This window comes from Uniformispora flossi, assembly GCF_049534875.1.
Classification (GTDB): Bacteria; Actinomycetota; Actinomycetes; order Streptomycetales; family Streptomycetaceae; genus Yinghuangia; species Yinghuangia aomiensis.
Map to the genome: position 1 here is coordinate 24,969 of NZ_JBMULZ010000009.1, position 23,091 is coordinate 48,059.

General features: G+C 72.5%; 23 protein-coding genes. 12 read left to right on the plus strand and 11 right to left on the minus strand.

The window, feature by feature from the left end; genetic code table 11:
* Nucleotides 1-155 precede the first annotated feature (155 nt).
* From ureA to ACPA54_RS20645, 6 genes are all read left to right on the plus strand, one after another.
* Entirely contained in the window at nucleotides 156-1,004 is an 849-nt protein-coding gene (ureA, locus tag ACPA54_RS20620) for an urease subunit gamma (RefSeq protein WP_423531848.1), read from the plus strand.
* Nucleotides 1,001-2,704: an urease subunit alpha gene (locus ACPA54_RS20625; protein ID WP_423531850.1), complete on the plus strand. Its 1,704-nt coding sequence runs from the start codon at nucleotides 1,001-1,003 to the stop codon at nucleotides 2,702-2,704. The genes ureA and ACPA54_RS20625 overlap by 4 nt, the downstream gene beginning before the upstream one ends.
* 31 nt (nucleotides 2,705-2,735) lie before the next feature.
* The gene (locus ACPA54_RS20630; RefSeq protein WP_423531852.1) at nucleotides 2,736-3,791 is read left to right on the plus strand and encodes an agmatine deiminase family protein; all 1,056 of its coding nucleotides are present in this window, start codon (nucleotides 2,736-2,738) and stop codon (nucleotides 3,789-3,791) included.
* Between the two features lie 163 nt (nucleotides 3,792-3,954).
* Nucleotides 3,955-4,560, plus strand: a complete 606-nt coding sequence (locus ACPA54_RS20635; RefSeq protein ID WP_423531854.1) for a TetR/AcrR family transcriptional regulator — start codon at nucleotides 3,955-3,957, stop codon at nucleotides 4,558-4,560.
* Between the two features lie 224 nt (nucleotides 4,561-4,784).
* Nucleotides 4,785-5,522 carry a hypothetical protein gene (locus ACPA54_RS20640; protein ID WP_423531855.1) on the plus strand — a complete coding sequence of 246 codons (738 nt, stop codon included), beginning with the start codon at nucleotides 4,785-4,787 and terminating at the stop codon, nucleotides 5,520-5,522.
* A gap of 147 nt (nucleotides 5,523-5,669) precedes the next feature.
* On the plus strand, nucleotides 5,670-6,914 hold the full coding sequence (locus ACPA54_RS20645; protein WP_423531857.1) for a LysR family transcriptional regulator: 1,245 nt from the start codon (nucleotides 5,670-5,672) through the stop codon (nucleotides 6,912-6,914).
* On the opposite strand, the gene ACPA54_RS20650 is transcribed toward ACPA54_RS20645, so the two are convergent.
* On the minus strand, nucleotides 6,902-7,978 hold the full coding sequence (locus ACPA54_RS20650; protein WP_423531859.1) for a Fic family protein: 1,077 nt from the start codon (nucleotides 7,976-7,978) through the stop codon (nucleotides 6,902-6,904). The two genes, ACPA54_RS20645 and ACPA54_RS20650, sit on opposite strands and share 13 nt — an antisense overlap.
* A gap of 114 nt (nucleotides 7,979-8,092) precedes the next feature.
* Nucleotides 8,093-8,668, minus strand: a complete 576-nt coding sequence (locus ACPA54_RS20655) for a TetR/AcrR family transcriptional regulator (protein WP_423531861.1) — start codon at nucleotides 8,666-8,668, stop codon at nucleotides 8,093-8,095.
* Between the two features lie 103 nt (nucleotides 8,669-8,771).
* Between ACPA54_RS20655 and ACPA54_RS20660 the strand changes: the two genes are divergently transcribed.
* The 4 genes from ACPA54_RS20660 (at nucleotide 8,772) to ACPA54_RS20675 (ending at nucleotide 11,711) form a co-directional block, all read left to right on the plus strand.
* On the plus strand, nucleotides 8,772-9,347 hold the full coding sequence (locus ACPA54_RS20660; RefSeq protein WP_423531863.1) for a dihydrofolate reductase family protein: 576 nt from the start codon (nucleotides 8,772-8,774) through the stop codon (nucleotides 9,345-9,347).
* Between the two features lie 118 nt (nucleotides 9,348-9,465).
* The gene (locus tag ACPA54_RS20665; RefSeq protein ID WP_423531865.1) at nucleotides 9,466-10,059 is read left to right on the plus strand and encodes a 1,2-dihydroxy-3-keto-5-methylthiopentene dioxygenase; all 594 of its coding nucleotides are present in this window, start codon (nucleotides 9,466-9,468) and stop codon (nucleotides 10,057-10,059) included.
* Complete coding sequence (gene mtnC, locus ACPA54_RS20670) at nucleotides 10,056-10,790, plus strand: acireductone synthase (protein WP_423531867.1); 735 nt, start codon at nucleotides 10,056-10,058, stop codon at nucleotides 10,788-10,790. Before ACPA54_RS20665 ends, mtnC begins: the two co-directional genes overlap by 4 nt.
* Nucleotides 10,791-11,126: 336 nt before the next feature.
* Complete coding sequence (locus ACPA54_RS20675) at nucleotides 11,127-11,711, plus strand: GtrA domain-containing protein (protein ID WP_423531869.1); 585 nt, start codon at nucleotides 11,127-11,129, stop codon at nucleotides 11,709-11,711.
* 80 nt (nucleotides 11,712-11,791) lie between these two features.
* On the opposite strand, the gene ACPA54_RS20680 is transcribed toward ACPA54_RS20675, so the two are convergent.
* The 7 genes from ACPA54_RS20680 to ACPA54_RS20710 all read right to left on the minus strand — a co-directional run bounded on the left by ACPA54_RS20680 (nucleotide 11,792) and on the right by ACPA54_RS20710 (nucleotide 19,175).
* Complete coding sequence (locus ACPA54_RS20680) at nucleotides 11,792-12,583, minus strand: FAD-binding oxidoreductase (RefSeq protein WP_423531871.1); 792 nt, start codon at nucleotides 12,581-12,583, stop codon at nucleotides 11,792-11,794.
* Complete coding sequence (locus ACPA54_RS20685; RefSeq protein ID WP_423531873.1) at nucleotides 12,570-13,199, minus strand: sulfite oxidase-like oxidoreductase; 630 nt, start codon at nucleotides 13,197-13,199, stop codon at nucleotides 12,570-12,572. The genes ACPA54_RS20680 and ACPA54_RS20685 overlap by 14 nt, the downstream gene beginning before the upstream one ends.
* Nucleotides 13,196-13,999 (minus strand): nucleoside phosphorylase, encoded by an 804-nt coding sequence (locus tag ACPA54_RS20690; protein WP_423531875.1) that lies wholly within the window; start codon nucleotides 13,997-13,999, stop codon nucleotides 13,196-13,198. Before ACPA54_RS20690 ends, ACPA54_RS20685 begins: the two co-directional genes overlap by 4 nt.
* On the minus strand, nucleotides 13,996-15,003 hold the full coding sequence (locus tag ACPA54_RS20695; protein ID WP_423531877.1) for an ABC transporter permease: 1,008 nt from the start codon (nucleotides 15,001-15,003) through the stop codon (nucleotides 13,996-13,998). Before ACPA54_RS20695 ends, ACPA54_RS20690 begins: the two co-directional genes overlap by 4 nt.
* Nucleotide 15,004: 1 nt before the next feature.
* Nucleotides 15,005-16,228: an ABC transporter permease gene (locus ACPA54_RS20700; RefSeq protein ID WP_423531879.1), complete on the minus strand. Its 1,224-nt coding sequence runs from the start codon at nucleotides 16,226-16,228 to the stop codon at nucleotides 15,005-15,007.
* On the minus strand, nucleotides 16,221-17,984 hold the full coding sequence (locus tag ACPA54_RS20705) for an ABC transporter ATP-binding protein (RefSeq protein WP_423531881.1): 1,764 nt from the start codon (nucleotides 17,982-17,984) through the stop codon (nucleotides 16,221-16,223). The genes ACPA54_RS20700 and ACPA54_RS20705 overlap by 8 nt, the downstream gene beginning before the upstream one ends.
* Nucleotides 17,985-18,101: 117 nt before the next feature.
* Entirely contained in the window at nucleotides 18,102-19,175 is a 1,074-nt protein-coding gene (locus tag ACPA54_RS20710) for a BMP family ABC transporter substrate-binding protein (protein ID WP_423531883.1), read from the minus strand.
* A gap of 577 nt (nucleotides 19,176-19,752) precedes the next feature.
* On the opposite strand from ACPA54_RS20710, the gene mtnA reads away from it, so the two are divergent.
* A complete protein-coding gene (gene mtnA / locus ACPA54_RS20715) occupies nucleotides 19,753-20,781 on the plus strand; it encodes an S-methyl-5-thioribose-1-phosphate isomerase (protein ID WP_423531885.1) in 1,029 nt (342 codons plus the stop codon).
* Between the two features lie 156 nt (nucleotides 20,782-20,937).
* Here mtnA and mtnB read toward each other — a convergent pair whose 3' ends face one another.
* Complete coding sequence (gene mtnB, locus ACPA54_RS20720; RefSeq protein ID WP_423531887.1) at nucleotides 20,938-21,576, minus strand: methylthioribulose 1-phosphate dehydratase; 639 nt, start codon at nucleotides 21,574-21,576, stop codon at nucleotides 20,938-20,940.
* Between the two features lie 281 nt (nucleotides 21,577-21,857).
* Between mtnB and ACPA54_RS20725 the strand changes: the two genes are divergently transcribed.
* Complete coding sequence (locus tag ACPA54_RS20725; protein ID WP_423531889.1) at nucleotides 21,858-22,643, plus strand: mechanosensitive ion channel family protein; 786 nt, start codon at nucleotides 21,858-21,860, stop codon at nucleotides 22,641-22,643.
* A gap of 319 nt (nucleotides 22,644-22,962) precedes the next feature.
* Here the strand turns inward: ACPA54_RS20725 and ACPA54_RS20730 are convergent, their stop codons facing one another.
* Nucleotides 22,963-23,085: a hypothetical protein gene (locus ACPA54_RS20730; protein ID WP_423531891.1), complete on the minus strand. Its 123-nt coding sequence runs from the start codon at nucleotides 23,083-23,085 to the stop codon at nucleotides 22,963-22,965.
* Between the last annotated feature and the right edge of the window lie 6 nt (nucleotides 23,086-23,091).

A 23,091-nucleotide genomic window follows, 5' to 3' on the forward strand; every position in this document is an offset into this window, starting at 1 on the left:
AATTGGTCTGTTCCACTTCCGTTTTCGCCGGATCGCGGGCCGGGACGCGCGGCGTGCCTGGAGACGTGTCGCGCCACGTCGGGACGCGGATCTTTGACACCCTGTTTAGAACGCTGTTCAATCCCGTATTGAACGCCGTACAAACCGGAGGTTCCGTGCGTCTGACCCCCACCGAGCGGGACCGGCTGCTGATCTTCACGGCCGCCGAACTGGCCCGCGCCCGGCGCGCCCGCGGGCTGCGCCTCAACGTGCCCGAGGCGCACGCGCTCATCGCCGACACCGTGTGCGAGGCCGCCCGCGACGGCCGGCGCCTCGCCGAGGCGATCGACGCCGCGCGCAGCATCCTCACCACCGACGACGTGCTGCCCGGCGTCGTCGACATCGTCGCCGAGGTCAAGATCGAAGCGGTCTTCGACGACGCCACGCGCCTGGCCGTGGTCACCGACCCGTTCCGCTCCGCCGAACGCGTCGGCGCGCTCCCGACGCCGACCGACCGCGCCTGCCACACCGGCGGCTCGCGCACCGGCGGCTTCACCCCGCCCGCCACCGCCGGACCCGGCTCGCTGGGCACCGACGCACCCGGCGCGATCCTCTTCGGGGACGCGCCCGCCGACCCGTTCGCGGACGCCGACGTGGTCACCCTCGACGTCGAGAACACCGCCGCGGTCCCGGTCAGCGTCACCTCGCACTTCCACTTCTTCGAGGCCAACCCGCGCCTGCGCTTCGACCGCGAGGCCGCCTACGGGCGCCGCGCCGCCATTCCGGCCGGGGCCACCGTCCGGTTCGACCCGGGCGCGACCGTCTCCGTCGGTCTCGTCCCGATCGGCGGCGACCGCATCGCGATCGGCTTCGCGGGCCTCGTCGACGGACCCCTCGATGCCCCCGGCGCCCGCGACGAAGCGCTGCGCCGGGCCCGCGCCTGCGGCTACCTGGACACCGCGGCGCCGGGCGAGCCGCGCGAACCCCGCATCTACCACGCGGACAACGGAGGCGACGGACGATGAGCTCCGCAGCACTGGACCCGCGCGACTACGCCTCCTCGTACGGCCCCCGCGCCGGCGACCGCATCCGCCTCGGCGACTCCGGGCTGATCATCGAGGTCGAGTCCGACGCGCAGCGGCACGGCGAGGAGTTCCTCGCCGGCTTCGGCAAGACCGCCCGCGACGGCCTGCACCTGAAGGCCGAAACGGTGCGCGACACCTGCGACATCGTCATCAGCAACGTGGTGGTGATCGATGCGGTCCAAGGCATCCGCAAGGTGTCGATCGGCATCCGCGAAGGACGCATCGCCTCGATCGGCCGCGCCGGAAACCCGGACACCCTCGACAACGTCGACGTCGTGGTCGGCACCGGCACGACCATCGTCAGCGGCGAAGGCCTCATCGCGACCGCGGGCGCCATCGACACGCACGTGCACCTGCTGAGCCCCCGCATCATGGAGGCGTCGCTGGCCGCCGGGGTCACCACGATCGTCGGCCAGGAGTTCGGGCCGGTGTGGGGCGTCGGGGTCAACTCCCCCTGGGCGCTGCGGCACGCCTTCTCCGCATTCGACGCGTGGCCGGTCAACATCGCGTTCCTGGCCCGGGGTTCGTCGTCGGGCCGCGGGCCGCTGGACGAAGCCCTCGTCGAGGGCGGCGCGTCCGGGTTCAAGGTGCACGAGGACATGGGCGCGCACGCCCGCGCCCTCGACACCGCACTGCGCGTCGCCGAAGACCACGACGTGCAAGTCGCCCTGCACACCGATGGGTTGAACGAATGCCTGTCGGTCGAGGACACCCTGGCGGTGCTCGAAGGCCGGACGATCCACGCCTACCACATCGAAGGCTGCGGCGGCGGGCACGTCCCCAACGTCATGCGCATGGCGGGCGTCGCCAACGTCATCGGCTCCTCGACCAACCCGACGCTGCCGTTCGGACGCGACGCGGTCGCCGAGCACTTCGGCATGATCGTGTCCGCCCACGACCTCAAACCCGACCTGCCCGGCGACGCGGCGATGGCCCGCGACCGCATCCGCGCCGGGACGATGGGCGCCGAGGACGTGCTGCACGACCTCGGCATCATCCCCATCACCTCGTCCGACGCCCAGGGCATGGGCCGCGCCGGCGAGACGGTGCGCCGCACGTTCGCCATGGCGGGCAAGATGAAGGCCGAACTCGGGCCGCTGGAAGGCGATCCCGCCGACGGCCGGCACGACAACGCGCGCGTACTGCGCTACATCGCCAAGCTCACCGTGAACCCGGCGATCGCCCACGGCCTCTCCCACGAGGTCGGGTCGATCGAGCCCGGGAAGATGGCGGACATCGTGCTGTGGCGGCCCGACCACTTCGGCGCCAAACCGCAGCTCGTCCTCAAAGCCGGTTTCCCGGCGTACGGCGTCGTCGGCGACCCCAACGCGACCACCGACACCTGCGAACCGCTGGTGCTCGGACCGCAGTTCGGCGCGCACGGCGCGGCCCCCGCGGAACTGTCCGTGGCGTTCACCAGCCAGGCCGCCGCGGACAACGGCGGCGACCTGATGCCCACCAAGCGGCGCCGCGTCGGGGTGCGCGGCACGCGCGGCATCGGCCCCGCGGCCATGGTGCTCAACAACCGGACCGCCGAAGTCCGGGTGGCCGCCGACACCGGCCTCGTCACCCTGGACGGCGCACCGGTGACATCCGAGCCCGCCGAGTCGGTGACCCTCAACCGGCTCTACTTCCTGTAACTCCCCTTCCCTGTCTGCTGAGGACTGTTCCATGACCAACACCCCGGACCAAGACGGCTTTTCGATGCCCGCCGAATGGGCGCCGCACGAGCAGACCTGGATGGCCTGGCCCACGTCGAACGAGACCTTCGGCGACGGTGACACCGGAGACAACGAAGACCTCGACCGGGCCCGCGCCGCGTGGGGCAAGGTCGCCGCGACGATCGCCCGCTACGAGCCGGTCACCGTGGTCGCCAACACCGGCGAGTCCGACAGCGTGAAGCGGTTCGTCGACGAGCCGTTGACGATCGTCGAGCGGCCCCTCGACGACGCGTGGATGCGCGACATCGGCCCCACGTTCCTCACCGACGGTCAGGGCGGGCTGGCCGCCGCCGACTGGATCTTCAACGGCTGGGGCGCACAGGAGTGGGCGTCCTGGGAGCACGACCAGCACATCGCCGAGCACGTCGTCGAGCTGTCCGGCGCGCGGCGCTACGCGTCCCGCATGGTCAACGAGGGCGGCGGCATCCACGTCGACGGCGAAGGCACCGTGCTCATCACCGAGACGGTGCAGCTCGACCAAGGCCGCAACCCGGGCTGGACGAAGGCCGAGGTCGAGGCGGAACTGCGCGCCTACCTCGGCGCCGAGAAGGTCATCTGGCTGCCGCGCGGCCTGACCCGCGACTACGAGCGCTACGGCACCCGCGGCCACATCGACATCGTCGCGTCCTTCGCCCGCCCGGGCCTGGTGCTCTGCCACACTCAGCCCGACCCGGCGCACCCCGACCACGAGGTCGGCAAGGAGAACGCCGCGCTGCTGCGCGCCCAGACCGACGCCCGCGGCCGCAAGCTGGAGGTCGTCGAGATCCCCGCGCCGACCGTGCTGGAAGAGGACGGGCACGGCTGGGTCGACTACAGCTACATCAACCACTACGTGGCCAACGGCGTCGTGGTGCTGTGCGGCTTCGACGACCCGCGCGACGAGGAGAACGCCGCCACGTTCGCCAAGGCGTTCCCCGGCCGCACGATCGAACTCGTGGACGCGCGGGAGATCTTCGCCAATGGGGGCGGCATCCACTGCATCACGCAGCAGCAGCCGCGAGTCTGACGACCGAGAGCGCCGGGCATCCCGGTGCGCGCGGGCCCGGGGGCGCGCGCACCGGGGCCGCGGCGGGCGGATAGCGTCCGGTCGGCGTGGCCGGCCCGGAACGGCTTGTCCGGTCGGCACGTCCGGCCGGCGTGGCCGACACCGAACGACAAGGGGACCCACCGTGCCGCCGACCCGGCGCAAACGGCTCGAACAGCCGCGCGAAGTCGTGCTCCAGGCCGTGCTCGACGCGATCGCGGAAAGCGGCCTCGACGCGATGACGATGGCCGCGCTGGGCAGCCGCCTCGGCATCAGCGGCGGGCACATCCTCTACTACTTCGGGTCGAAGGACCGGTTGCTGGTCGAGACGCTGCGGTGGAGCGAGGACCTGCTGGGGGCGCGCCGGGCCGCGCTGCTGGCCCGGGACGTGCCCGCGGCGGAGCGGCTGGCCTCGTACATCGACCTGTACCTGCCGACCGGCCGGGCCGACCCGCGGTGGACGATCTGGGTCGCGGTGCACGGGCGTTCCCTCGGCGACCCGGAGGTGCTCGCGGCCGGGACCGAGATAGAGCAGGTGTGGGCCGCGGAACTCCGCGGGCTGGTGGCCGCGGGAGCAGCCGCGGGGGAGTGGGGCGAACCGGACGCGGCTGCCGCGGACGCCTTCGTCGCGCGGCTGCACGCGATGCTGGACGGTTTCGCGCTGCAGATCGTGATGGGGACCCCGGGTGTCGAGCGGGAGCAACGCGTGGGGCTGGCCGTGGGGTTCGCCCGGAGGGAACTGGGACTGTGATCACGTGATCACGAGTTGCCTGCAGACTTGTCGTATCTGATCAATTCCCCACCGGAATCTCCCCATTCATCGCCTGATGGCGAAAGCCCGTCACACTAACCGGCGCATCTGGGGCGCACGGCGCATATCGCGGCGCAAAGCGAGCATGCTGGGGGCAAAGCACGGGGTCCGGTTGTGCGGGGTGATGCGCCATCAGTCGTTCCGGCAGGGGTGCTTCGGCGCCCATGTGGTGGCGGGATCCGAAGCGCCGCAACGTCTTCGTGGGGCTCGTCGTCGTCTTCATCCTCGTCGCAGCGCTCGTCGACCATCGGTTCGGCGGGCACGGCGGGCACGGCGGGCAGCGGGCCGCGCCCGCGGGGGCGTCGTCGCCGGCGCCGGCCGGCAGCGCGCCCGCGCCGTCCGGCAGCCTTCCGGCTTCGGCGGGCGTCGCCGCGCCCGAGCCGTCCCCGCGGACGACGGCCCCGCCCTCGTCCGCCGACCCCGACGGCATCCCGTACGTCGTCGGACGCGACCTCCAGAAGGCCCGCGATGCCGTCTGGATGGCGGGCTACCACTACATCAAGCCGCACGACGCCCTCGGCCGCGGCCGGGTGCAGCTCCTGCTCAGCAACTGGCAGGTGTGCGACCAGGACCCCGGCCCTGGCGAGACCGACAAGGGCACCACCGTGCGGCTCGGCGTCGTGCGCACCAACGAGGACTGCCCGGCGCAGCCGATCCCGACCGCGGAACCGAGCGCGCCGGACGGCGTGATGCCGGCGGTGGTCGGGCGCAGCGTCAATGTCGTCCGCGACGCGCTGCGCGGGGACGCCAAGATCGACCTCGACGATCTGCGCGGCAGCCGTCCGGTCATCATCGAGAACCACTGGCAGGTGTGCACGCAGAACCCGGCGGCGGGGCAGCCGCTGCCCAAGGGCGGCAAGGCCAAGCTGGGCGTGGTGAAGTTCGACGAGAAGTGCCCGTGAGGCCGCCGTCGGCGTGGGAAACCGACCCGGCGGCACTGGAAACCGGCGCACCGGCAGGCCACGATGGGTCCGCGGGACATGCCGTACGGTCGGGTACGGATCGCCCCGCGTCGTCGCCGTACGTCCCCCGCACCACGGAGTCCGCGCATGGCCCCGCCGCCCGCCCGCCGCAGTCCCGGGCTCGACCCCCGGCTGACCGTGCACCAGCTCCGCCGCCTGGTGGCGGTCGCCGACCACGGCTCGATCTCGGCCGCCGCCGCGGCGCTCTACCTGGCGCAGCCCGCCCTGTCCAAGTCCCTCATGGAACTCGAACGCACGGTCGGAACACGTTTGTTCGCCCGCACGAACCGGGGGACGGTGCTGTCCCCGGAGGGGGAGCGGGCGGTGCGGCTGGCCCGGATGATCCTGGCGGACGTGGAAGCGTTCGAGGGACTGGTGGACCCGGGACTGGCCATGATCGGCGGGGCCGGCAGCACGGCGACTCCGCAGGAGCCTTCCGCTCCGGCAGTTGCGGGGCCGGCCGCCGGTGCCGCGTCCGCGGGTGGGCCGTCGGACCTGCCCACGCCGGCTTCACCCGATGCACCCCCGGCCTCTCCCTCGGCCCGCTCGGGCCGCATGCCGCACGGCGCGGCGGCGCCGCGGGATTCCCCGGCCGCTCCCTCCGCGCGCCCGCATCGCCTGCCGCACGGTGCGGGGGCCGGCACGCGTGCGGGGCAGCGCGGCACCACGAATACCTCGCCGGCCGGATCCGCCGCCCCCGCGCCCGCCATCCTCCGCATCGCCGCCACGCCCACCCTCTCCGGCGATCTGGGCACCCACCTCATCCCGGCCTTCGCCGCCGAGTACCCGGACACCTCCGTCCGACTGCTGCGGTTCTCCTCGCGCCCGGACCTGTTCGACGCGGTGCGGAACGGGGACGCCGACCTCGGGGTCGCCGCGCTGCCCGGGCCCGACGACCTGGTCGCCTGCCGGTTCGCCGTCCGCGAGGTCGTCCTGGTCTCACCCGAGTCCGTCGACCTGCCCGACCCCGCGAGCCCCGCCCACCTCGACGGCCTCCCGCTCGTCCTGCCCCCGCCAGGCCCGGGCCGCCGCGAGGAGATCGACGCCTTCTTCACCGCGATGGGCGTCACCCCGGTGGTCGCCCTCGAAGCCGAGGACCGCTCCGCCTGGGTCGCCGCCGTCCGCGCCGGCCTCGGCTCGGTCTTCCTCTACCGCGACATGCACGAAGACCTCGCCCACCCCGGCACCACCGTCCGCGACTTCCACCCCCCGGTCCGCGGCCACATCGCGCTCTTCCACCGCCCCGACACCCCACCACCGCGGATAGCCCGCTTCCGCGCCTACGCCCGCCACCACGGCCTCCGCCCACCCTTGCCGGGTCAGTCGTCGTAGGGCTCCCGGTAGGGCGGCATCCGCGCGTAGACGTCGTCGAGTACCGGAGCCATGGCCTGGCCGGGCACGTACTGCCTCGCCCGAGTCCGACCGTCGGCGCGAAGCCAGCCGAGCTGAACCAGCCCCTTCAGGTCGCGCTGGGCCACCTGCTCGGAGAATTCCGCGTCCTGCTGGTACATGGCGCGGCGGACCTTTCCGTTCAGCGCGGCGGGAAGCAACGCGTGTACCACGCGCTCGTCCAATCCCAGCCGAGAAGTGGCCTCCGACAGCTGTTCCCAGATGCGCGCGTACAGATCGAAGCGGCGTTCCGCGGACTGCGCCTGAAGGTGGTGGGCGCGCAGGCAGAACCTGATCCAGGGGCTGGTGTCCTTTTCGGGAGACCACGTGGGCCCTCCCACACGTTTGAGCACGCGGTAGTAGTCCCAGGTGTTCTCGCGGTACCCGAGCCACTCCTCAATCGAGGAGTACTCCGCAGGCATGGCCCCTTCGCGGGCGAAGAGCAAGGTTGAAAGTGCACGGCTGAGGCGCCCGTTGCCGTCGCTCCAGGGATGGATGTTGACCAGGTTGAGATGCGCCATGGAGGCACGTACGTGCACCGATTGATCGAGATCGCCCGAGTTGAGCCAGTTGATCAATGCAGTCATGAGTTCCGGCACGCGACCGGGGTCGGGCGCCGTGTACTCCGTGACAGGAGGGTACCCAGCCGACAACACGTACACGGCGCGATCGCGCCACCGCCCAGGACGCTTGCGTGTGTGGTGCCCCTGCACCATCCAGTGAAGTCCGTTGAGTAGCCCGGCTTCATAGGCGAAGTCTTCCGCGTCGGAGAGCGCTTGGATCCATGCCATCGCGCGCCGATGGCCCTCTACTTCGATGCGGATCGATTCAGGCGTACCCACGGGCTGTTCGCCGACCAATAAGGCCTCGACCTCGCAGACCCGCATCGGGTATCCCTCGATGGCGTTCGAACCGGCGATGGCACGTGCGGCCATGTTGCGCCGTAACTGCCCGGACCATGAAGGACGTGGATGCAGCCGCAGCGACAGCCGTTCGCGCAGCTTCACGATCTCCGTGAGGACGCGCTGGTCCGCGGTGTCCAACGGCGGAGTCGCGTAAATCCGCGCCTCGATCCTCGTGACTGGTGACATGACCTGGTAACGAATGTCCGGGTCACCTGGTCATTCCGCCGGCACCACCCGGTCCACGATGGCGTCGATCAGGGACTCCAAGGGGTCGGCGGCGATGACGTCGGGGACGGTGAGGTGTTCGACGATGAGGCCGAGCATGGCGAAGTAGAGGACGCTGACGGTCGAGCGGTCGCCGGGGAGGCCGGCGGCCAGGTGGAAGCGGATGGATTCCTCGTACTCGGGCTGGAGCTGGGCGGTCAGGGTGCGGCGGAGGTCGGGGCGGCGGGTGGCTTCCAGGCGGAGTTCGAGGAGGGCCAGGTAGCCGGTCCGGTCGGCGGTGACGCGGCGGACGATGTCGTGCATGAAGTGGCGGACCAGCTCGCGGGAGGGCGGGGTCTCCAGGGCGTGTGCCACGGACGCCGGGTCGGGGGCGAGGCGGGTGTGGACGCGGCGGCCGGCCTGGTCGAGCAGGTCCTCGCGGTTCGCGAAGTAGTTCGAGGCGGTGCCTGTCGGGACGCCTGCCTGGGTGTCGACCGCGCGGAACGTCAGGCCGCGGGCGCCCTCGCGGGCCAGGACGTCGATTGCCGCGTCGACGAGCGCGGCCCGCCGCTCCGGATTCTGTGCCATGGGACGAAAACCTCGCGGGTCCGGGTGCTCCCTTGCAACCACTACAGGCGAAGTACTATACCTGTAGTTGTTCGCGACGCCGAAGACCTCCACCAGGAGCCTCATGCGCAAGCTCACCTACTTCGTCAGCCACTCGATCGACGGCTACATCGCCGCCCCCGACGGCGCGTACGAGCATCTGATGCCGTACCAGGACGTCTTCCACTGGATGCTCGCCGCGTGCCCCGAGACCCTCCCGGCACCCGTGCACGACGCGATGGGCACCAAGCCCGAGCCCAAGCTCTACGACACCGTCGTCATGGGCCGCGCCACCTACGCCCCCGCGCTGGAGCAGGGCCTCGTCAGCCCCTACCCGCACCTGCGCCAGTACGTGGTCACGAGCAGCCTCACCGAAAGCCCCTCCCCGGACGTCACCCTCGTCCCCGGCGACCCCGTCGCCACCGTCCGTGCGCTCAAGGCCGAAGAAGGCGAGCGCGGCATCTGGCTCGCCGGCGGGGCCGTCCTGGCCGGCGCGCTGCTCGACGAGATCGACGAACTCGTCCTCAAGTGCTACCCGGTCGTCGCCGGTGCCGGCATCCCGCTGTTCCGCGCCGGCTTCCGGCCCGTGGAGTTCCGGTTCCTCGGCCAGGAGTCCTTCCCCGATGGCGGGCGCGTCGCCACCTACGTGCGCAACCGGTGACCGCCCGTGCGAGTTGTGTCCCCGAGATGACCGAATGCCGCCGCGACCTGGGTGTCTTTGGGGCGCGGCGGTAGATTTGCCGGGGGGAAACCGACCGGCGAGTACGAGGAGAGTCCGGATGTCCCTGTTGACCGTGTGGCCCGAGGCCGACAGCGCCACGGAGTTGCTGCGCACCGCCGAGCCCGGCGCCATCGCCGAGGCCCTCGCGCCGATCGGCGTGCGCTACGAGCGGTGGACCGCCGACGCCGCCCTCGCGCCCGGCGCCACGCAGGACGAGGTGATCGCCGCCTACCGCACCGAGGTCGACCGCATCACCGCCGCCGAGGGCTACATCCTCGTCGACGTCATCCGCCTCCAGCCGTCCGACGACCCCGAGTGGCCCGCCAAGGCCGCCGCCGCACGGCAGAAGTTCCTCGCCGAGCACACCCACGACGACGACGAGGTCCGCTTCTTCGTCGAAGGCGCCGGGATCTTCTACCTGCACGTCGACGGCAAGGTCTTCGCCGTGCTGTGCGAGGCGGGCGACCTGCTGTCGGTGCCGAAGGGCATCACCCACTGGTTCGACATGGGCGTCGAGCCGTCCGTGGCCGCGATCCGGTTCTTCCACGACGAAGACGGCTGGGTCGGCGACTTCACCGGGGACAAGATCTCGGAGCGCTTCCCGGACTTCGACACCATCCAGGCCCGCTACGCCGCGGAGTCCGCCGCGTGACCGCACCGACCGCTCCTCTGCACGTGGTCGTGGACATCGAAGGCACCACCAGTGCCACCGGGTTCATCACCGAACAGCTGTACCCGTACTCCCGCAAGCACTTCGCCCGCGTCATCGAACAGCGCGGCGGCGAAGCCGAGATCGCCCGCGCGGTCGCCGCGGTGCGCGAGCACCTCGGCGACCCCGGCGCGGGAACCGACGCCGTCGTCGCGCAGCTCAACGGGTGGCTCGACCGCGACGAGAAGGCCACCCCGCTCAAGACGCTGCAGGGCGTCATCTGGGCGGAGGGCTTCGCGTCCGGCGAACTCACCTCGCACTTCTACCCGGACGCGATCCCCGCGCTGCGCGCCTGGCACGCCGCCGGGCACCGGCTCTACGTCTACTCGTCCGGGTCGGTCTCCGCGCAGCTCGCCTGGTTCGGGCACTCCGCGGAAGGCTCGCTCCTCCCGCTGTTCTCCGGCCACTTCGACACCGAGAACGCCGGTCCGAAGAAGACGGCGGCCTCGTACCACGCGATCGCCGCGGCGCTCGGCGAAGACGACGCGGCGCGCTTCGTGTTCTTCTCCGACCTCGTCGACGAACTCGACGCGGCGCGCGACGCCGGCTGGCACACCGTCGGCGTCCGCCGGGCCGGCGAACCGTACTTCGACCGCGGGGTGGGCACCCACCCGGAGACCGACTCGTTCGCGCGTGTCGACTTGTCGGGACAGCAGCCGGTCGTCGCCGGTTGACCCGGAACGCTACGAGCGTCCCTCCCCCCGGGTGACCCTTAGGGGTGATCCGGGGGAACACCCCCTACTTCCTGCGGGTCTGATGTCTCCTCAGGGAGTACGCGCGGCATCCCCCCAGGGATGACATGGTCTTTGCGATCTCGGTCTCGAGGGATGACGAATCGACTTGTGTTCCCCGGCAGAATGATCCTGTACGCGTCACACCCCCGGGATCGGCGCCCGGGGGCGTGACGCGTATCACCGGGGATCGCGCGTCCGGGTTCGTCACACAAGGAACCCCTCACCCGTCATCTCCTGTGAACAGTGCAGGGGGAAGGCGAGGGGAAGGGGACTCCGATGCGCCGATCCGCACGAACCGCGGTGATCAAGCCGCGGTTCCGGCCGGTGCGCACCGCGTGGGACGGGCACATGCCCGCGCCCGGTGCCGCCGCGGCCGCGAAGGGCCCCATGGGCACGCTCGGTTCCACCGGGCCGATCGCGTCGTTCGTCCGCTTCGTCGCCTGCGGCGGCGGGGTCGGCGTGGCGTCCAGCGGCGCGCTGCTGCTGCTCACGAACTGGCTGAGCATCGCGGTCGCGAACGCGATAGTCACCGTCCTGGGCACGCTGCTGTGCAACGAACTCCACAGCCGCATCACGTTCCGCAAGGGCGCCGCGGGCTGGCGCGTGCACGCGGAGTCGACCGGAACCGCCGTCGTCGCCTACCTGTTCACCACCGGCGCGATGCTCGCCCTGGAAGCGGCGGCCCCGCACGCGGGAGCGCTGACCATCCAGGCGGTGTACCTGGCCGCGCAGGGCCTGGCCGGCCTGGGCCGGTTCGTGGTGCTGCGGCTGGTGGTGTTCGCCCGCCCGAAGTCCCGCACCGCGACCGCTACCGCAACCGCGACCGGCACTCCGCGTCCGGAGTTGGTCATCGCGGCCTGAGCCGTACCCGAGCCCCGCACCCGAGTTCCCTTACCCGAGCTTCGTACCCGAGCCCCGTCCGCAAGGACCTCGCCTCCCGGCTACACCGCGTCCCCGAACCTCTCCAGGCGGATGCGGGTGGCCGGGACGCCCGCGCGGGTCAGCATGCGGCCGACCGCCTCGGCGAAGCCCGTCGACCCGCACACGTACACCTCGCGGTCCTCGGCGACCGCCGCCGCCGCGTGCGGGGCGAGGATGTCCGGGGTCAGCCGCCCGACCGGCAGGCCCGCCGGGGCGCTGCGGCTGTACACCGCGGTGACCTGATTGCCCGTCAGCTCGGCGGCGTAGGGCAGGTGTTCGGGCGACCGCACGCATGCGACCAGGTGCACGGGCGTGGCGGGCGCGGCGGCGCGCTGGTGGCGGAGCATCGCGACGAGCGGCACGAGTCCGGACCCGCCGCCGATCAGCAGTGCCGGGCGGTCGCCCGCCCAGGCGAAGAAGCCGCCGAGCGGGCCGCGGACTTCGAGGCGGTCGCCGACCGCCAGTTCGCCGTGTACGAACCCGGACACCTCGCCGCCGGGCACGTGGTCGACGGTGAGTTCGATGTGGCCGGTGTCGCCGGGGGCGGACGCCACCGAGTAGTGGCGCTGCGCGGTGTAGCCGTCGGCGGCGGTCAGCCGCAGCATGTAGTGCTGTCCGGCGGCGTGCGCGTGCCACGTCGGCAGCGCGAGGCGGACGGTCAGCAGGTCGCCGGTTTCCCGGCGCAGGGCGACGACTTCGCCGTACTGCCAGTCGACGGCGCCGCGCAGGCTCCGCGCGACGCGGCCGGGCGCGGCGAACTCGGGGATCGGCGGCAGCGTCGGCGCCGCGGGGTCGGCGTCAGTCGCCGGCATAGCGTTCCTCCGCCCACGGGTCGCCCCGGTGGTGGTAGCCGTTGCGTTCCCAGAAGCCCGGTTCGTCGCGGTCGACGAGCCGCAGCCCGGCGATCCACTTGGCGGACTTCCAGAAGTACAGGTGCGGGACGAGCAGCCGCGCGGGCCCGCCGTGCGCGGGCGTGAGCGGCTTCCCGTCGAAGTCGAACGCGATCCAGGCGCGGCCGGACACCAGGTCGGACAGCGGCAGGTTCGTCGTGTAGCCGGTGTGCGCGTACGCGACGACGTGCGTCGCGGTCGGCAGCGGCCGAACCGCGCCGAGGAACGTGTCGAGGGACACGCCGTCGAACACGGTGTGCAGCTTCGACCAGGACGTGACGCAGTGGATGGGGCCTTCGTAGCGGCCCGGCGGCAGCGCGCGGGCCTCGTCCCAGGTCCAGGTCCGCGGCTCGGCGACCAGTCCGTCGATCCGGAAGGTCCAGTCTTCGGCGGCGAGTTCCGGGGTGACCTCGGCGGACAGCACGGGGAACGCGTCGTGCGCGTCGTACTGCCCGGGCGGCAGCCGCCGGTCCCGCGCGTCGGCGGCGATCCGGCCGGTGAACCCGCGCGTGGGGACCGGCCCGGCCCCGCCGGTCACCGGGCCGCCTCCGAAGCGGCCGCGGCGTCCGCCGCGGCCAGCCGCAGGACGGCGTCGAGTGCCACCAGCGCCGCCCGGTCCACGCCCTCCGCGACGACCTTGCGGTGCGGGTCGTAGCCGCTGTTGCCGTCGTCGTCGACCAGGTCGTCGGCGGCGATCCCGTCGATCACCAGCGCGCCGCCCGCACGCAGGCCGTTGAGGGACGCGAACACCAGGAGCGCGGACAGCTCCATCTCGATGGCCAGCACGCCCGCCCGCTGGTACGGCTTCATCGGCAGCTCCAGCACGCCCGGCAGGAACGCCGCGCGCGTCCACACCGTGCCGCGGTGGTGCGGCGCGTCGTGCTCGCGGGCCGCCGCCTGCAGCGCGAGGGTGACCTCGGGCGTCGAGAACGCCGGGAACTCGGCGGGCACGAGCTGCTGCGTCACACCGTCGTCGCGGACCGCGGCCTCGGCCACCACCAGGTCGCCGTCCCCGATGCCGCGCGCCAGCGCACCCGCGGTGCCCAGGCGGATGAGCGTCGTCACCCCGGCCTCGGCCAGTTCGCCGAACAGGCACACCGCGCCGGGCCCGCCGACACCGTGCGACGACACGACCAGGTCGACGCCGCGCCACGTGCCGCGGTAGGTGACGTACTCGCGGTTGGCGCCGATCTGCTCGGCGCCGTCCAGCAGCTGCGCGACCAGCCCGGCGCGCGCCGGGTCGCCGACCACGAGCGCGTAGGCGGGCAGCCCCGACGACGGGATCTTCGTGATCGGCAGCACGGCGGGACGGGACGCGGCGTTGGCGGGGGTGCTCACGGCTTCGGCTCCAATGCGGGGGCGGGACTTGCGGCACCGGCGGGCCCGAACGAATCGGCCGGTGCTTCGGACGGGGCTTCCGACGGTGGCCCGGATCTCGGACGCCGTACCAGGCGGCGGTCGCGGAACCGCGGCCGGGTCGCCAGGAACAGCGCGATCAAGGTCATCACATACGGTGCCGCATCGGCGGCCTGCTGCGGCATCCCCTCGCCCTGGAGGCGGAAGCCGATCGCCTCGACGAGCCCGAACAGCAGCCCGGCGAGCAGCACGCCGACCGGCAGCGCGCGGCCCAGCATGACCGCGACGACCGCGATCCAGCCGCGTCCGGCGGTCATGTTCTCGGAGAACAGCGTCACGTTGCCCAACGACAGCTGCGCGCCGGCGAGCCCGCACAGCGCACCCGAGGCGAGGACCGCGGCGTAGCGGTAGCGGGTGACGCTGACGCCCAGGCTCTGCGCGGCTTCCGGGGCCTCGCCGACGCCGCGCAGCCGCAGGCCCCACGGGTGCCGGGACAGCAGCACGGCGATCACCGCGACGACGACCCACGACAGGTAGACGAGCGGAGAATGCCCGGAGATCGCCTTGCCGACGAACGGGATCGACTCGATGCCGGGCAGGTCCACCGGGTCGAGCCCGTCGAGGCCCGGGTCGCCGAACGTGCCGGTCGTCCCGAACACGGTGCGCAGCAGGAACCCGGTCAGGCCGACCGCGAGGAGGTTGAGCGCGATGCCCACCACCACCGCGTCGGCGCCCAGGCTGACCGCGCCGACCGCGAGGATCGCCGAGAAGGCGGTGGACGCGATGACCGCGGCGAGGACGCCGCCCCACGCGCTGCCGCTATACCAGCTGCCCGCGACCGCGGCGAAGCAGCCGGTGAGCATGGTCCCTTCGAGGGACACGTTGAACACGCCCGCGCGCTCGCACAGCGCGCCGCCGAGGGCGGCGAACAGTACGGGGGTGAGGGCGCGCAGTGCGGAGAAGACGAGTTCGGCGTCGAACGACATGTCAGCGCCCCCCTTCCACAGCGGCCTTCACGGCGGCTTCCACCGGAACGTCCACCGGAGCTTCCCCGGGACTCTCCGTGGCCTTCGGATCGGGCGCCCGGCCGCCGGGCCGGAAACGCCGCAGCCACCCGCCCTTGGCGAACACGCCGGTGCGGACCGCGAGGAACAGGATGATGACGGCCTGGAGCACCGACGTGAGCTGCTGCGGCACGGCGGTCTCCTGCTCCATGCCGAACCCGCCGATGGTCAGCGCCGCGAAGAAGAACCCGGCGACGAGCGTGCCGAGCGGCGACGCGGCGGCCAGCAGCGCGGCCAGCAGGCCCGTCCACGTGTAGCCGGGCGAGGTGAGCGCGCCGTCGACCAGCCGGAACGGGAAGCCGAGCACGGTGATCGCGCCGACCAGCCCGGCCAGGCCGCCGGACGCGAACATCAGCTTGAGCGTGAGCCGCGGCCGGTCCACGCCCGCGTATGCGGAGAACCGCGCCCCGCGCCCGGTCATCCGCACCTCGAACCCGGCCGCGGTGCGGGCCTCGACGAACGCGAACACCAGCGCCGCCGCGGCGACCAGGAAGATGCCGATGCTGATGCCGGTGCCCAGTCCGCCGTCCTGCGCGAACTCCGGCAGCCGCACGCCCTCCGGCAGCTTCTCGCTCTGCGGGATGCCCGAGCCCTTCTCCAGCAGCTGGAAACGGATCAGGTACGACACCAGCGACACCGCCGGATAGCTGAGCAGCAGGCTGCTCACCAGCAGCGGCACCCCGCATGCGTTCTCCAACAGCGCCGCCAGCGAGGCCCACAGCCCGCCCGCGAGGACACCCGCGAGCACCGCCAGCACCACCGTGACCGGCGCTGGGAACGGCGAGTACAACCCGACGCTTGCGGCCGCGAGCGCGCCGAGGACGAGCTGCCCGTCGCCGCCGAGGTTGACCAGCCCGGCGCGCAGCGGGATCGCCAGCGCGACGGCCATGCCGACGATCGGGATCGACTTGTTGAGCGTGTCCCCGATGCCGTCCGAGCCGAACGCGCTCTCGAAGATCGCCTGGTAGGCGGCCAGCGGCGCGGCACCGGTGCTCGCCAGGATGATCGCGCCGACGACGAACCCGGCGACGATCGAGACGGTCACGGGGGAGAACACGACCGTGCGTGCGGCCGCGGCGGGGGAGAAGCGGGCCGCCGCGCCGCCCTTGGGCGGCTTCGCGGCGGCCGGCGAGGACAGGTCAGGCATGGTCGGCTTCCCCCTCGGTCGGGGCGGGAGTGGCGGGGGAGTCGGGGGCGGGCGCGCGGTCGGCGGCGTTCGCGGTGATGTCCGAGGCGGCGCCCGAGGCGGTGCCCGCGGCAGGGTCCGAGGCAGGGTCCGAGGCGGCGTCGGCCGCATGGTGCTCGGCGTCGTCGCCGGTCCGCTGCGCCGGAACCCCCGGTGTCCCGCCCGCCATCGCCAGTCCGATCGTCGCCGCGTCGGCGGCGTCGCGCGGGAGTTCGGTGACCACGCGGCCGTCGTACATCACGAGGACGCGGTCGGACAGTGCGAGGATCTCGCTCAGCTCCGCGGAGACCAGCAGGATGCCGTGCCCGGCGTCGCGGTATTCGACCAGGCGGGCGTGGATGTTCTCGATCGAGCCGATGTCGACGCCGCGCGTCGGCTGCTCGACGACCAGCAGCGGCGCGTCGTGGGTGATCTCGCGGCCCAGGATCGCCTTCTGCTGGTTGCCGCCGGACAGCGTGCCGATCGGCACCGCCCCGGAGGCCGCCTTGACCGCGAACCGGTCGATGACCGATGCGGCGTGCGCGCGGATCGCGGCCCGGGACAGCAGGCCGCCGCGTCCGGCGATCGGGGCGCGGCGGTGGAAGCCCATGGCCAGGTTGTCGGCCAGCGGAGCGGTGCGGGCCGCGCCGACCTCGGCGCGGTCTTCCGGCACGTAGGCCAGCCCGGCCGCGCGACGCTTGGCGACGCTCGCGCCCTTGCCGCCGGACACGACCTCGGTCCCGGCGACGACGACCCGCCCGGCCGTCGCGGGCCGCAGCCCGGCGAGCGCCTCGACGAGTTCGCTCTGCCCGTTGCCCGCGACCCCCGCGACGCCGACGATCTCGCCCGCGCGGACCCGCAGCGACACCGCGTCGACCAGCGGCTTTCCACCCTTCGGGCCGACGGTCAGCCCGTCCACGGCCAGCACGTCGGTGCCCGGCACGCCCGCCGGGTGGGTGCGGTCCAAATCGACCTGACGGCCCGTCATGGCCGCGGCGATCTCCGCCGGACCGGTGTCGGCGGTGGCCATGCGCGCGGTCACCCGGCCGTCCCGCAACACCGTGACGCGGTCGCTGACCGCCATCACCTCGTGCAGCTTGTGGGTGACCAGCAGCACCGTCCGCCCGGCCGCGGCCAGGCCGCGGACCACGTCGAGGAGCCGGTCGGCCTCCGCCGGGGTCAGCACCGCCGTCGGCTCGTCCAGGATCAGCACCCGGGCGTCGCGGTAGAGCAGCTTGAGGATCTCGACGCGCTGCTGCACACCTACCGGCAGGTCGCCGACCCGGGCGTCCGGCGGCACGTGCAGGCCGTGCCGCTCGACGAGGTCGGCGACCTTCGCACGGGACGCGGCCCGGTCGACGAAGCCGCGGCGGCGCGGCTCCGCGCCGTACACCACGTTCTCCGTCACGGACAGCGACGGGAACAGCTTGAAGCCCTGGTGCACCATGCCGAGCCCGGCGTCGATCGCCTGCAGCGGCGACGTGAACGCGTGCTCGGTGCCGCGCAGCAGGATCCGGCCGGCGTCCGGCCGCTGCAGCCCGTACAGCACGGACATCAGCGTCGACTTGCCCGCGCCGTTCTCGCCCATCAGCGCGTGCACTTCGCCGGCCGCGACGGACAAGTCCACCCGGTCGCAGGCGAGCACGCCGGGGAACCGCTTGACGATGCCGCGCAGTTCGACCTCGGGAACGCCGGGCGCGGCCGCACCGGGCTCGGTGGGCGTCTGGGGGTCGGTCATCGGTGCGGGATCCGTTCCGGGCGGCCCGGACGGCCGGGCACCCGTCGCGGGTGCCCGGCCGTGCCGGGGAGTCGGGGATCGGCCCCGACGGGTCGGCTCTGGCTGCTCAGCCCTTGCTCAGCCCTTGACCGGGTCGGCCACCTGCAGGCGGCCGTCGACGATCTGGGCACGCAGGTCCTGGACGGTCTTGACGATGTCCGGGTGCTGCGCGATGCCGCACTGCGAGTTCTCCAGGCCCGGCTCCAGCGAGGTCAGCGAAATGCCGCCCTCCTTGAGGCCGTACGACACGACGCCGCCCGGCGTCGCGTTGAGGATCTGGTCGACGCCCTTCTGCACCGCGACGTCCGTGTGCTTGATCACGTTGTCGACGACCGACCCGGGCGCCTGCGGGCACTGGTTGACGTCCACGCCCCACACCTGCAGGCCGTCCGTCTTCGCCGCGTTGAACACGCCGAGGTTGCCCGCCGCGGACGCGGCACCCATGACCGTGTCGACGCCCTTGGTCTTCAGCGACGTGGTCTGCTCGCTGGCCCGCGCCGGGTCGTTGAACGGGTTCTGCCCGCCCACGAACAGCTGGGTGAACGAGCTGTTCGCGTTGGTCTGCTTGGCGCCCGCACCGAACGGGTCGGAGAAGCGGCGGATCTGCGGCGAGTCGATCGCCACGACCGCGCCGGTCTTGCCCGACTTGGTGAGCAGGCCCGCCTCGGCACCGGCCAGGAACGCGCCCTCGTGCTCGCGGAACACCGCGCACGTCACGTTCGGGAACGCCTTGTCGGTGCACGAGTCGACGAGGAGGAACTGCTGCGCCGGGTTGGCCTGCGCCTGCTGCGCGATGACGTCGTTGAACTCGAAGCCGACCGCGACGACCACGGCGGGCTTCTGCCGCACCGCGCTCTCCACGTTCTGCTGCAGCGCCGTCGGGTCCTTGCTCTCCAGCACCTTGGACGTGCCGCCGGCCGCGGAGGCGGAGGCCTCGACGCCCTGCTTGGCGAGCTTGAGGAAGTCGTTGACGCCGATCGGCTCGGGCGTGACGAGGACGACGTTCTTGCCCTTGGCCTTGCCGTCCCCGGCCGGGGCGGCCGAGTCCTTCTTGTCGTTCGCGTTGCAGGCGGTGGCGGCGAGCGCGGTGGTCACCGCGACGGCGGCCAGGACGATGCGGCCGGGTGTGGTCCGGCGGGAAAACACGTGCATGGGGATCCTCGGGCAAGGCTGCGCGCGGGGGCGGGCGCGACAGCGGGACGTACGCGGAACTGCGGTGGTGCGGAGGCTTGGGGCGCGGGTCGCGCGGTTGTGGTGCCGTGGGGCTGGGGCCGGGCGGACTCCGTCGTGCTCGGCGCGGTTCAGCGGCCGCGGCGACAACAGCCGCGGACGGGCGCCACGCGGCGGGCCGGGGGCAGGGACACCATCGGACAGCCGTGGGATTCCCCGAGCATCGCGAAATCGGCGTCGATGCCTACGGGCATGCGCTCGGCGCGGTACGGCTCGGCCACGGCTGACCTCCTCCCGGATGCGCGGAATTTCCGACGATCGGCGACCGGTCCGATGATCGGATCGGGTCGGTGCCCGGGAAGATATCACCCCCGCGAACCGCCCCGGCCGACATGTCCGCGATTCGGGAGGTTCACGGGACTGGGCCCCACGGATCCGTTTGCATCCCGTTAACACCCTGGTCATACGATCGACGGGCCGGAACCGCCCTCGCCGGCGCCCCGACCGGCCGAACACCGGCCGAACACCGGCCGAACCCGCACACCCCAGGGAACCGCACGTGGCCCCCAGCACCCCGCCCGCAGACGCCGACTCCGGTATACGCACGCTCACTTGGCACGGCACCGGACTCCACCTGATCGACCAGACCGCCCTCCCCGGACGCCTGGTCACCCTCGACGCCTCCGACGTCGACACCCTCGTCGACGCCATCCGCCGCCTCGCCGTCCGCGGCGCCCCCGCGCTCGGCGCGTCAGGCGCGTACGGTGTGGCGATCGCCATGCTCCAGGCCGCCCGCGAAGGCTGGGACGCGGACCGCCTCGACACGGAGATCCGCCGCATCCGCGACGCCCGGCCCACCGCCGTCAACCTGGCCGGCGGCGTAGACCGCGTCCTCCCGTTCCTCCCGCAGGGCGTCGCCGCCGTCGTCGCGGAAGCCGACGCGGTCGTCCGCGAAGACGTCGCCGCGAACCGCGCCATCGGCGCCCACGGCGCCGACTGGATCCTCGCCCGCGTCGAACGCCGCCCGCTGCGCGTCCTCACGCACTGCAACACCGGCTCGCTGGCCACCGCCGGCTGGGGCACCGCCCTCGGCATCATCCGCGAACTCCACGCCCGCGGCGTCCTCGAGGTCGTCTACGCCGACGAGACCCGGCCGCTCCTGCAAGGCTCCCGGCTCACCGCCTGGGAACTCGACCAGGAAGGCATCCCGCACTTCGTGCAGCCCGACGGCGCCGCCGCCAGTACCGTTCTGCGCGGACTCGTCGACGTCGCGATCATCGGCGCCGACCGCATCGCCAAGAACGGCGACACCGCCAACAAGATCGGCTCCGTCGGCGTGGCCCTGGCCTGCGCGGACGCCGGGATCCCGTTCGTCGTCGCGGCGCCCCGCACGACCTTCGACGACGCCACCCCGGACGGCGGCGCCATCGAGATCGAGGAGCGCCCCGAAGCCGAGGTCCTCGAATGGGGCGGCATCCGGGTCGCACCCGCGGGCTCGCGCGCATTCAACCCGGCCTTCGACGTCACACCGGCACGCCTGATCGACGCGATCGTCAGCGAGGACGGAGTGGTGGAACCGGGACGCTGAAGCGCTCCGGCTCTCTTCCGGCAACGCAGGAACCCCAGCGATAGAGGAACCCCAGCGAGAGAGGAACCCCAGCGACACAGGAACGCCAGCGAAAACAGGAACCCCCGTGGCAGCCACGGGGGTTCCTTGTCGTGCGCGTCGTCTTCCAGAGGCCGTTCAGCCCTCCGTGAGGCGGAACTCCAGCAGCCACTGCACGATTTCGGTGTGGTGGCGGGCCTGCATCGGGTCCTCGCCCCACACGTACATGCCGTGCGAGGCCACCAGCACCGCAGGCACACCCGGCACCATCGCCGCCTCCAGCCGGTCGCCCAACTCGCCCATGTCCTGGCTGTTCTCGATGACCGGGATCACGACCGTCTCGCCGTGCGCCGACCGGCCGATGCCCTTCAGCATCTCCAGATCGCTCAGCTCGACGCCCTTCGGCCAGTGCCGCGCCGCCTGCACCGCATGCAGCGTGTGCACGTGGAACACCGCACCCGCACCGGTCAGCGCCACCACACGCGCATGCAGCCCCGCCTCCGCGGACGGCTTGCGCGGCGCACCCGGACCCTGGTCGGCAGGCACCGGCGTACCGGAACCGTCCACCACGACCAGGTCGTCCGGATCCAACTCGCCCTTGTCCAGCCCGCTCGCCGTCACGGCCAGCCGCAGCGGCTCGCGCGACACCACCACCGACAAGTTGCCGGAGGTGCCCCGCATCCAGCCGAAGCCGGCGAACCGCGCGGCTTCACGGGCCAGGACCGTGCCGGCGGCGGCACGGTCGGCGGCGGTCACAACAGGGGCAGGCGTGGTCATGCGCGGTCCTTTATCTCGCTCCGTCCGACCATCATCCCATCCGGATGTTTCGTCCCGGCCCGGGGCCGCGCGCCCGCCCGGACCTGCGCGTTCCCGCCGCAGCCGTCGAGTGGACCCGCCTGTCCCTCGAACGGGCGGGACGCCCACCCGCTCGGCCTAGTTCCGCGGTTCGCGGCGGGACACCGCCCGCTCGGCGGTGCTACCACGGAGCGCACATCCGGCGCGGCGCAAGGCCTTCGAAGGCCGCGCCGCGCACCTTCCCGCAGCAGAGAGATATGCGCATGACGCAGAGCCTCGCCCTGTCCGTCGACTTCGGACAGGGGTTCACCGATGCCTGGACCAGCATCGCCAGGATCATCCCCAAGCTGGTGGCCTTCGCCATCATCATGGTCGTCGGCTGGATGATCGCGAAGCTGATCGCCCGGGTCGTCGACCGCGTGCTGCGCAAGGTCGGATTCGAGAAGGTCTCCGAACGCGGCGGCGTCGCCGGGATGCTGCAGAACTCGACGTACGACGCCACCGCCATCGTCAGCAAAGTCGTCTACTACGCCATCATGCTGATGGTCCTTCAACTCGGCTTCGGGGTCTTCGGCCCGAACCCCGTCAGCGACCTGCTGCGCAGCATCGTGCTGTGGCTGCCCAAGGCCATCGTCGCGCTCCTCATCATCGTCGTCACCATGGCGATCGCCCGCGCGGTGCGCGACATCATCGGCGGGGCCCTCGGCGGCGTTTCGTACGGCAAGACCGTCGCCACCATCGCCTGGGCGTTCATCGTCGCCCTCGGCACCATCGCCGCCCTGAGCCAGGCGCAGATCGCCACCTCGGTGACCGGCCCGGTGCTGGTCGCGGTCCTCGCCACGATCGCCGGCATCCTGATCGTCGGCGTCGGCGGCGGCCTCGTCATGCCGATGCGCGCCCGCTGGGACCGCTGGCTGGAGAGCGCCGAACGCGAATCGGTCAACGCCAAGGCCAGCATGGACGCCTACAACCGCGGCCGCGCCGACGCCGCGGGCGCCGCGGAACAGGCCCGGCGCGGACAGCTCGGCGAGTCGGGGGCGCAGGGCTGACGCACGGCGCGCACGCGAACCGACGGCCGCCGTCCCCGACCCGGGGACGGCGGCCGTCGGCGCTTCCGACGCGGGGGTAGGGGACGCGGCACACGGGCGGGTACGGGCTGCCTGGCCGTGCGACCAACTGTGCGACCGACCGTGCGACCGACTGTGCGACCAAGTAAGTGACGTAACCCGCTGGCGGGTGTTGGTCCCGGAGGGCGACACCGCATCACTGTTACAAATCGCTCATGTCTTTATCTATCGGCCTGAAACGGCATGCCGTGCCCCTGGCCGTCGCGGCTGCGGGCGCGGTCGCCGCAGGCGCACTGTTCGCCTACTCGGCGGATCCGACGGCTGCCGCCGCAGAAGTGCCGTCCGCGAACGCCCGGCTCATCAAACTCACCATCGACGACGTCGACGCCCTGGGGGCTTCGGCCTTCACCGGTTCGTACGGCATCGCCGG

Excerpts from the sequence above, each read along its gene's own strand:
- ACPA54_RS20625 (WP_423531850.1), top strand. The coding sequence starts at position 1,001 with ATGAGCTCCGCAGCACTGGACCCGCGCGACTACGCCTCCTCGTACGGC.
- ACPA54_RS20630 (WP_423531852.1), top strand. The coding sequence starts at position 2,736 with ATGACCAACACCCCGGACCAAGACGGCTTTTCGATGCCCGCCGAATGG.
- ACPA54_RS20640 (WP_423531855.1), top strand. The coding sequence starts at position 4,785 with ATGTGGTGGCGGGATCCGAAGCGCCGCAACGTCTTCGTGGGGCTCGTC.
- ACPA54_RS20645 (WP_423531857.1), top strand. The coding sequence starts at position 5,670 with ATGGCCCCGCCGCCCGCCCGCCGCAGTCCCGGGCTCGACCCCCGGCTG.
- ACPA54_RS20655 (WP_423531861.1), bottom strand. The coding sequence starts at position 8,668 with ATGGCACAGAATCCGGAGCGGCGGGCCGCGCTCGTCGACGCGGCAATC.
- ACPA54_RS20660 (WP_423531863.1), top strand. The coding sequence starts at position 8,772 with ATGCGCAAGCTCACCTACTTCGTCAGCCACTCGATCGACGGCTACATC.
- ACPA54_RS20665 (WP_423531865.1), top strand. The coding sequence starts at position 9,466 with ATGTCCCTGTTGACCGTGTGGCCCGAGGCCGACAGCGCCACGGAGTTG.
- ACPA54_RS20675 (WP_423531869.1), top strand. The coding sequence starts at position 11,127 with ATGCGCCGATCCGCACGAACCGCGGTGATCAAGCCGCGGTTCCGGCCG.
- ACPA54_RS20680 (WP_423531871.1), bottom strand. The coding sequence starts at position 12,583 with ATGCCGGCGACTGACGCCGACCCCGCGGCGCCGACGCTGCCGCCGATC.
- ACPA54_RS20695 (WP_423531877.1), bottom strand. The coding sequence starts at position 15,003 with ATGTCGTTCGACGCCGAACTCGTCTTCTCCGCACTGCGCGCCCTCACC.
- ACPA54_RS20700 (WP_423531879.1), bottom strand. The coding sequence starts at position 16,228 with ATGCCTGACCTGTCCTCGCCGGCCGCCGCGAAGCCGCCCAAGGGCGGC.
- ACPA54_RS20705 (WP_423531881.1), bottom strand. The coding sequence starts at position 17,984 with ATGACCGACCCCCAGACGCCCACCGAGCCCGGTGCGGCCGCGCCCGGC.
- ACPA54_RS20710 (WP_423531883.1), bottom strand. The coding sequence starts at position 19,175 with ATGCACGTGTTTTCCCGCCGGACCACACCCGGCCGCATCGTCCTGGCC.
- mtnB (WP_423531887.1), bottom strand. The coding sequence starts at position 21,576 with ATGACCACGCCTGCCCCTGTTGTGACCGCCGCCGACCGTGCCGCCGCC.
- ACPA54_RS20725 (WP_423531889.1), top strand. The coding sequence starts at position 21,858 with ATGACGCAGAGCCTCGCCCTGTCCGTCGACTTCGGACAGGGGTTCACC.
- ACPA54_RS20730 (WP_423531891.1), bottom strand. The coding sequence starts at position 23,085 with ATGCCGTACGAACCGGTGAAGGCCGAAGCCCCCAGGGCGTCGACGTCG.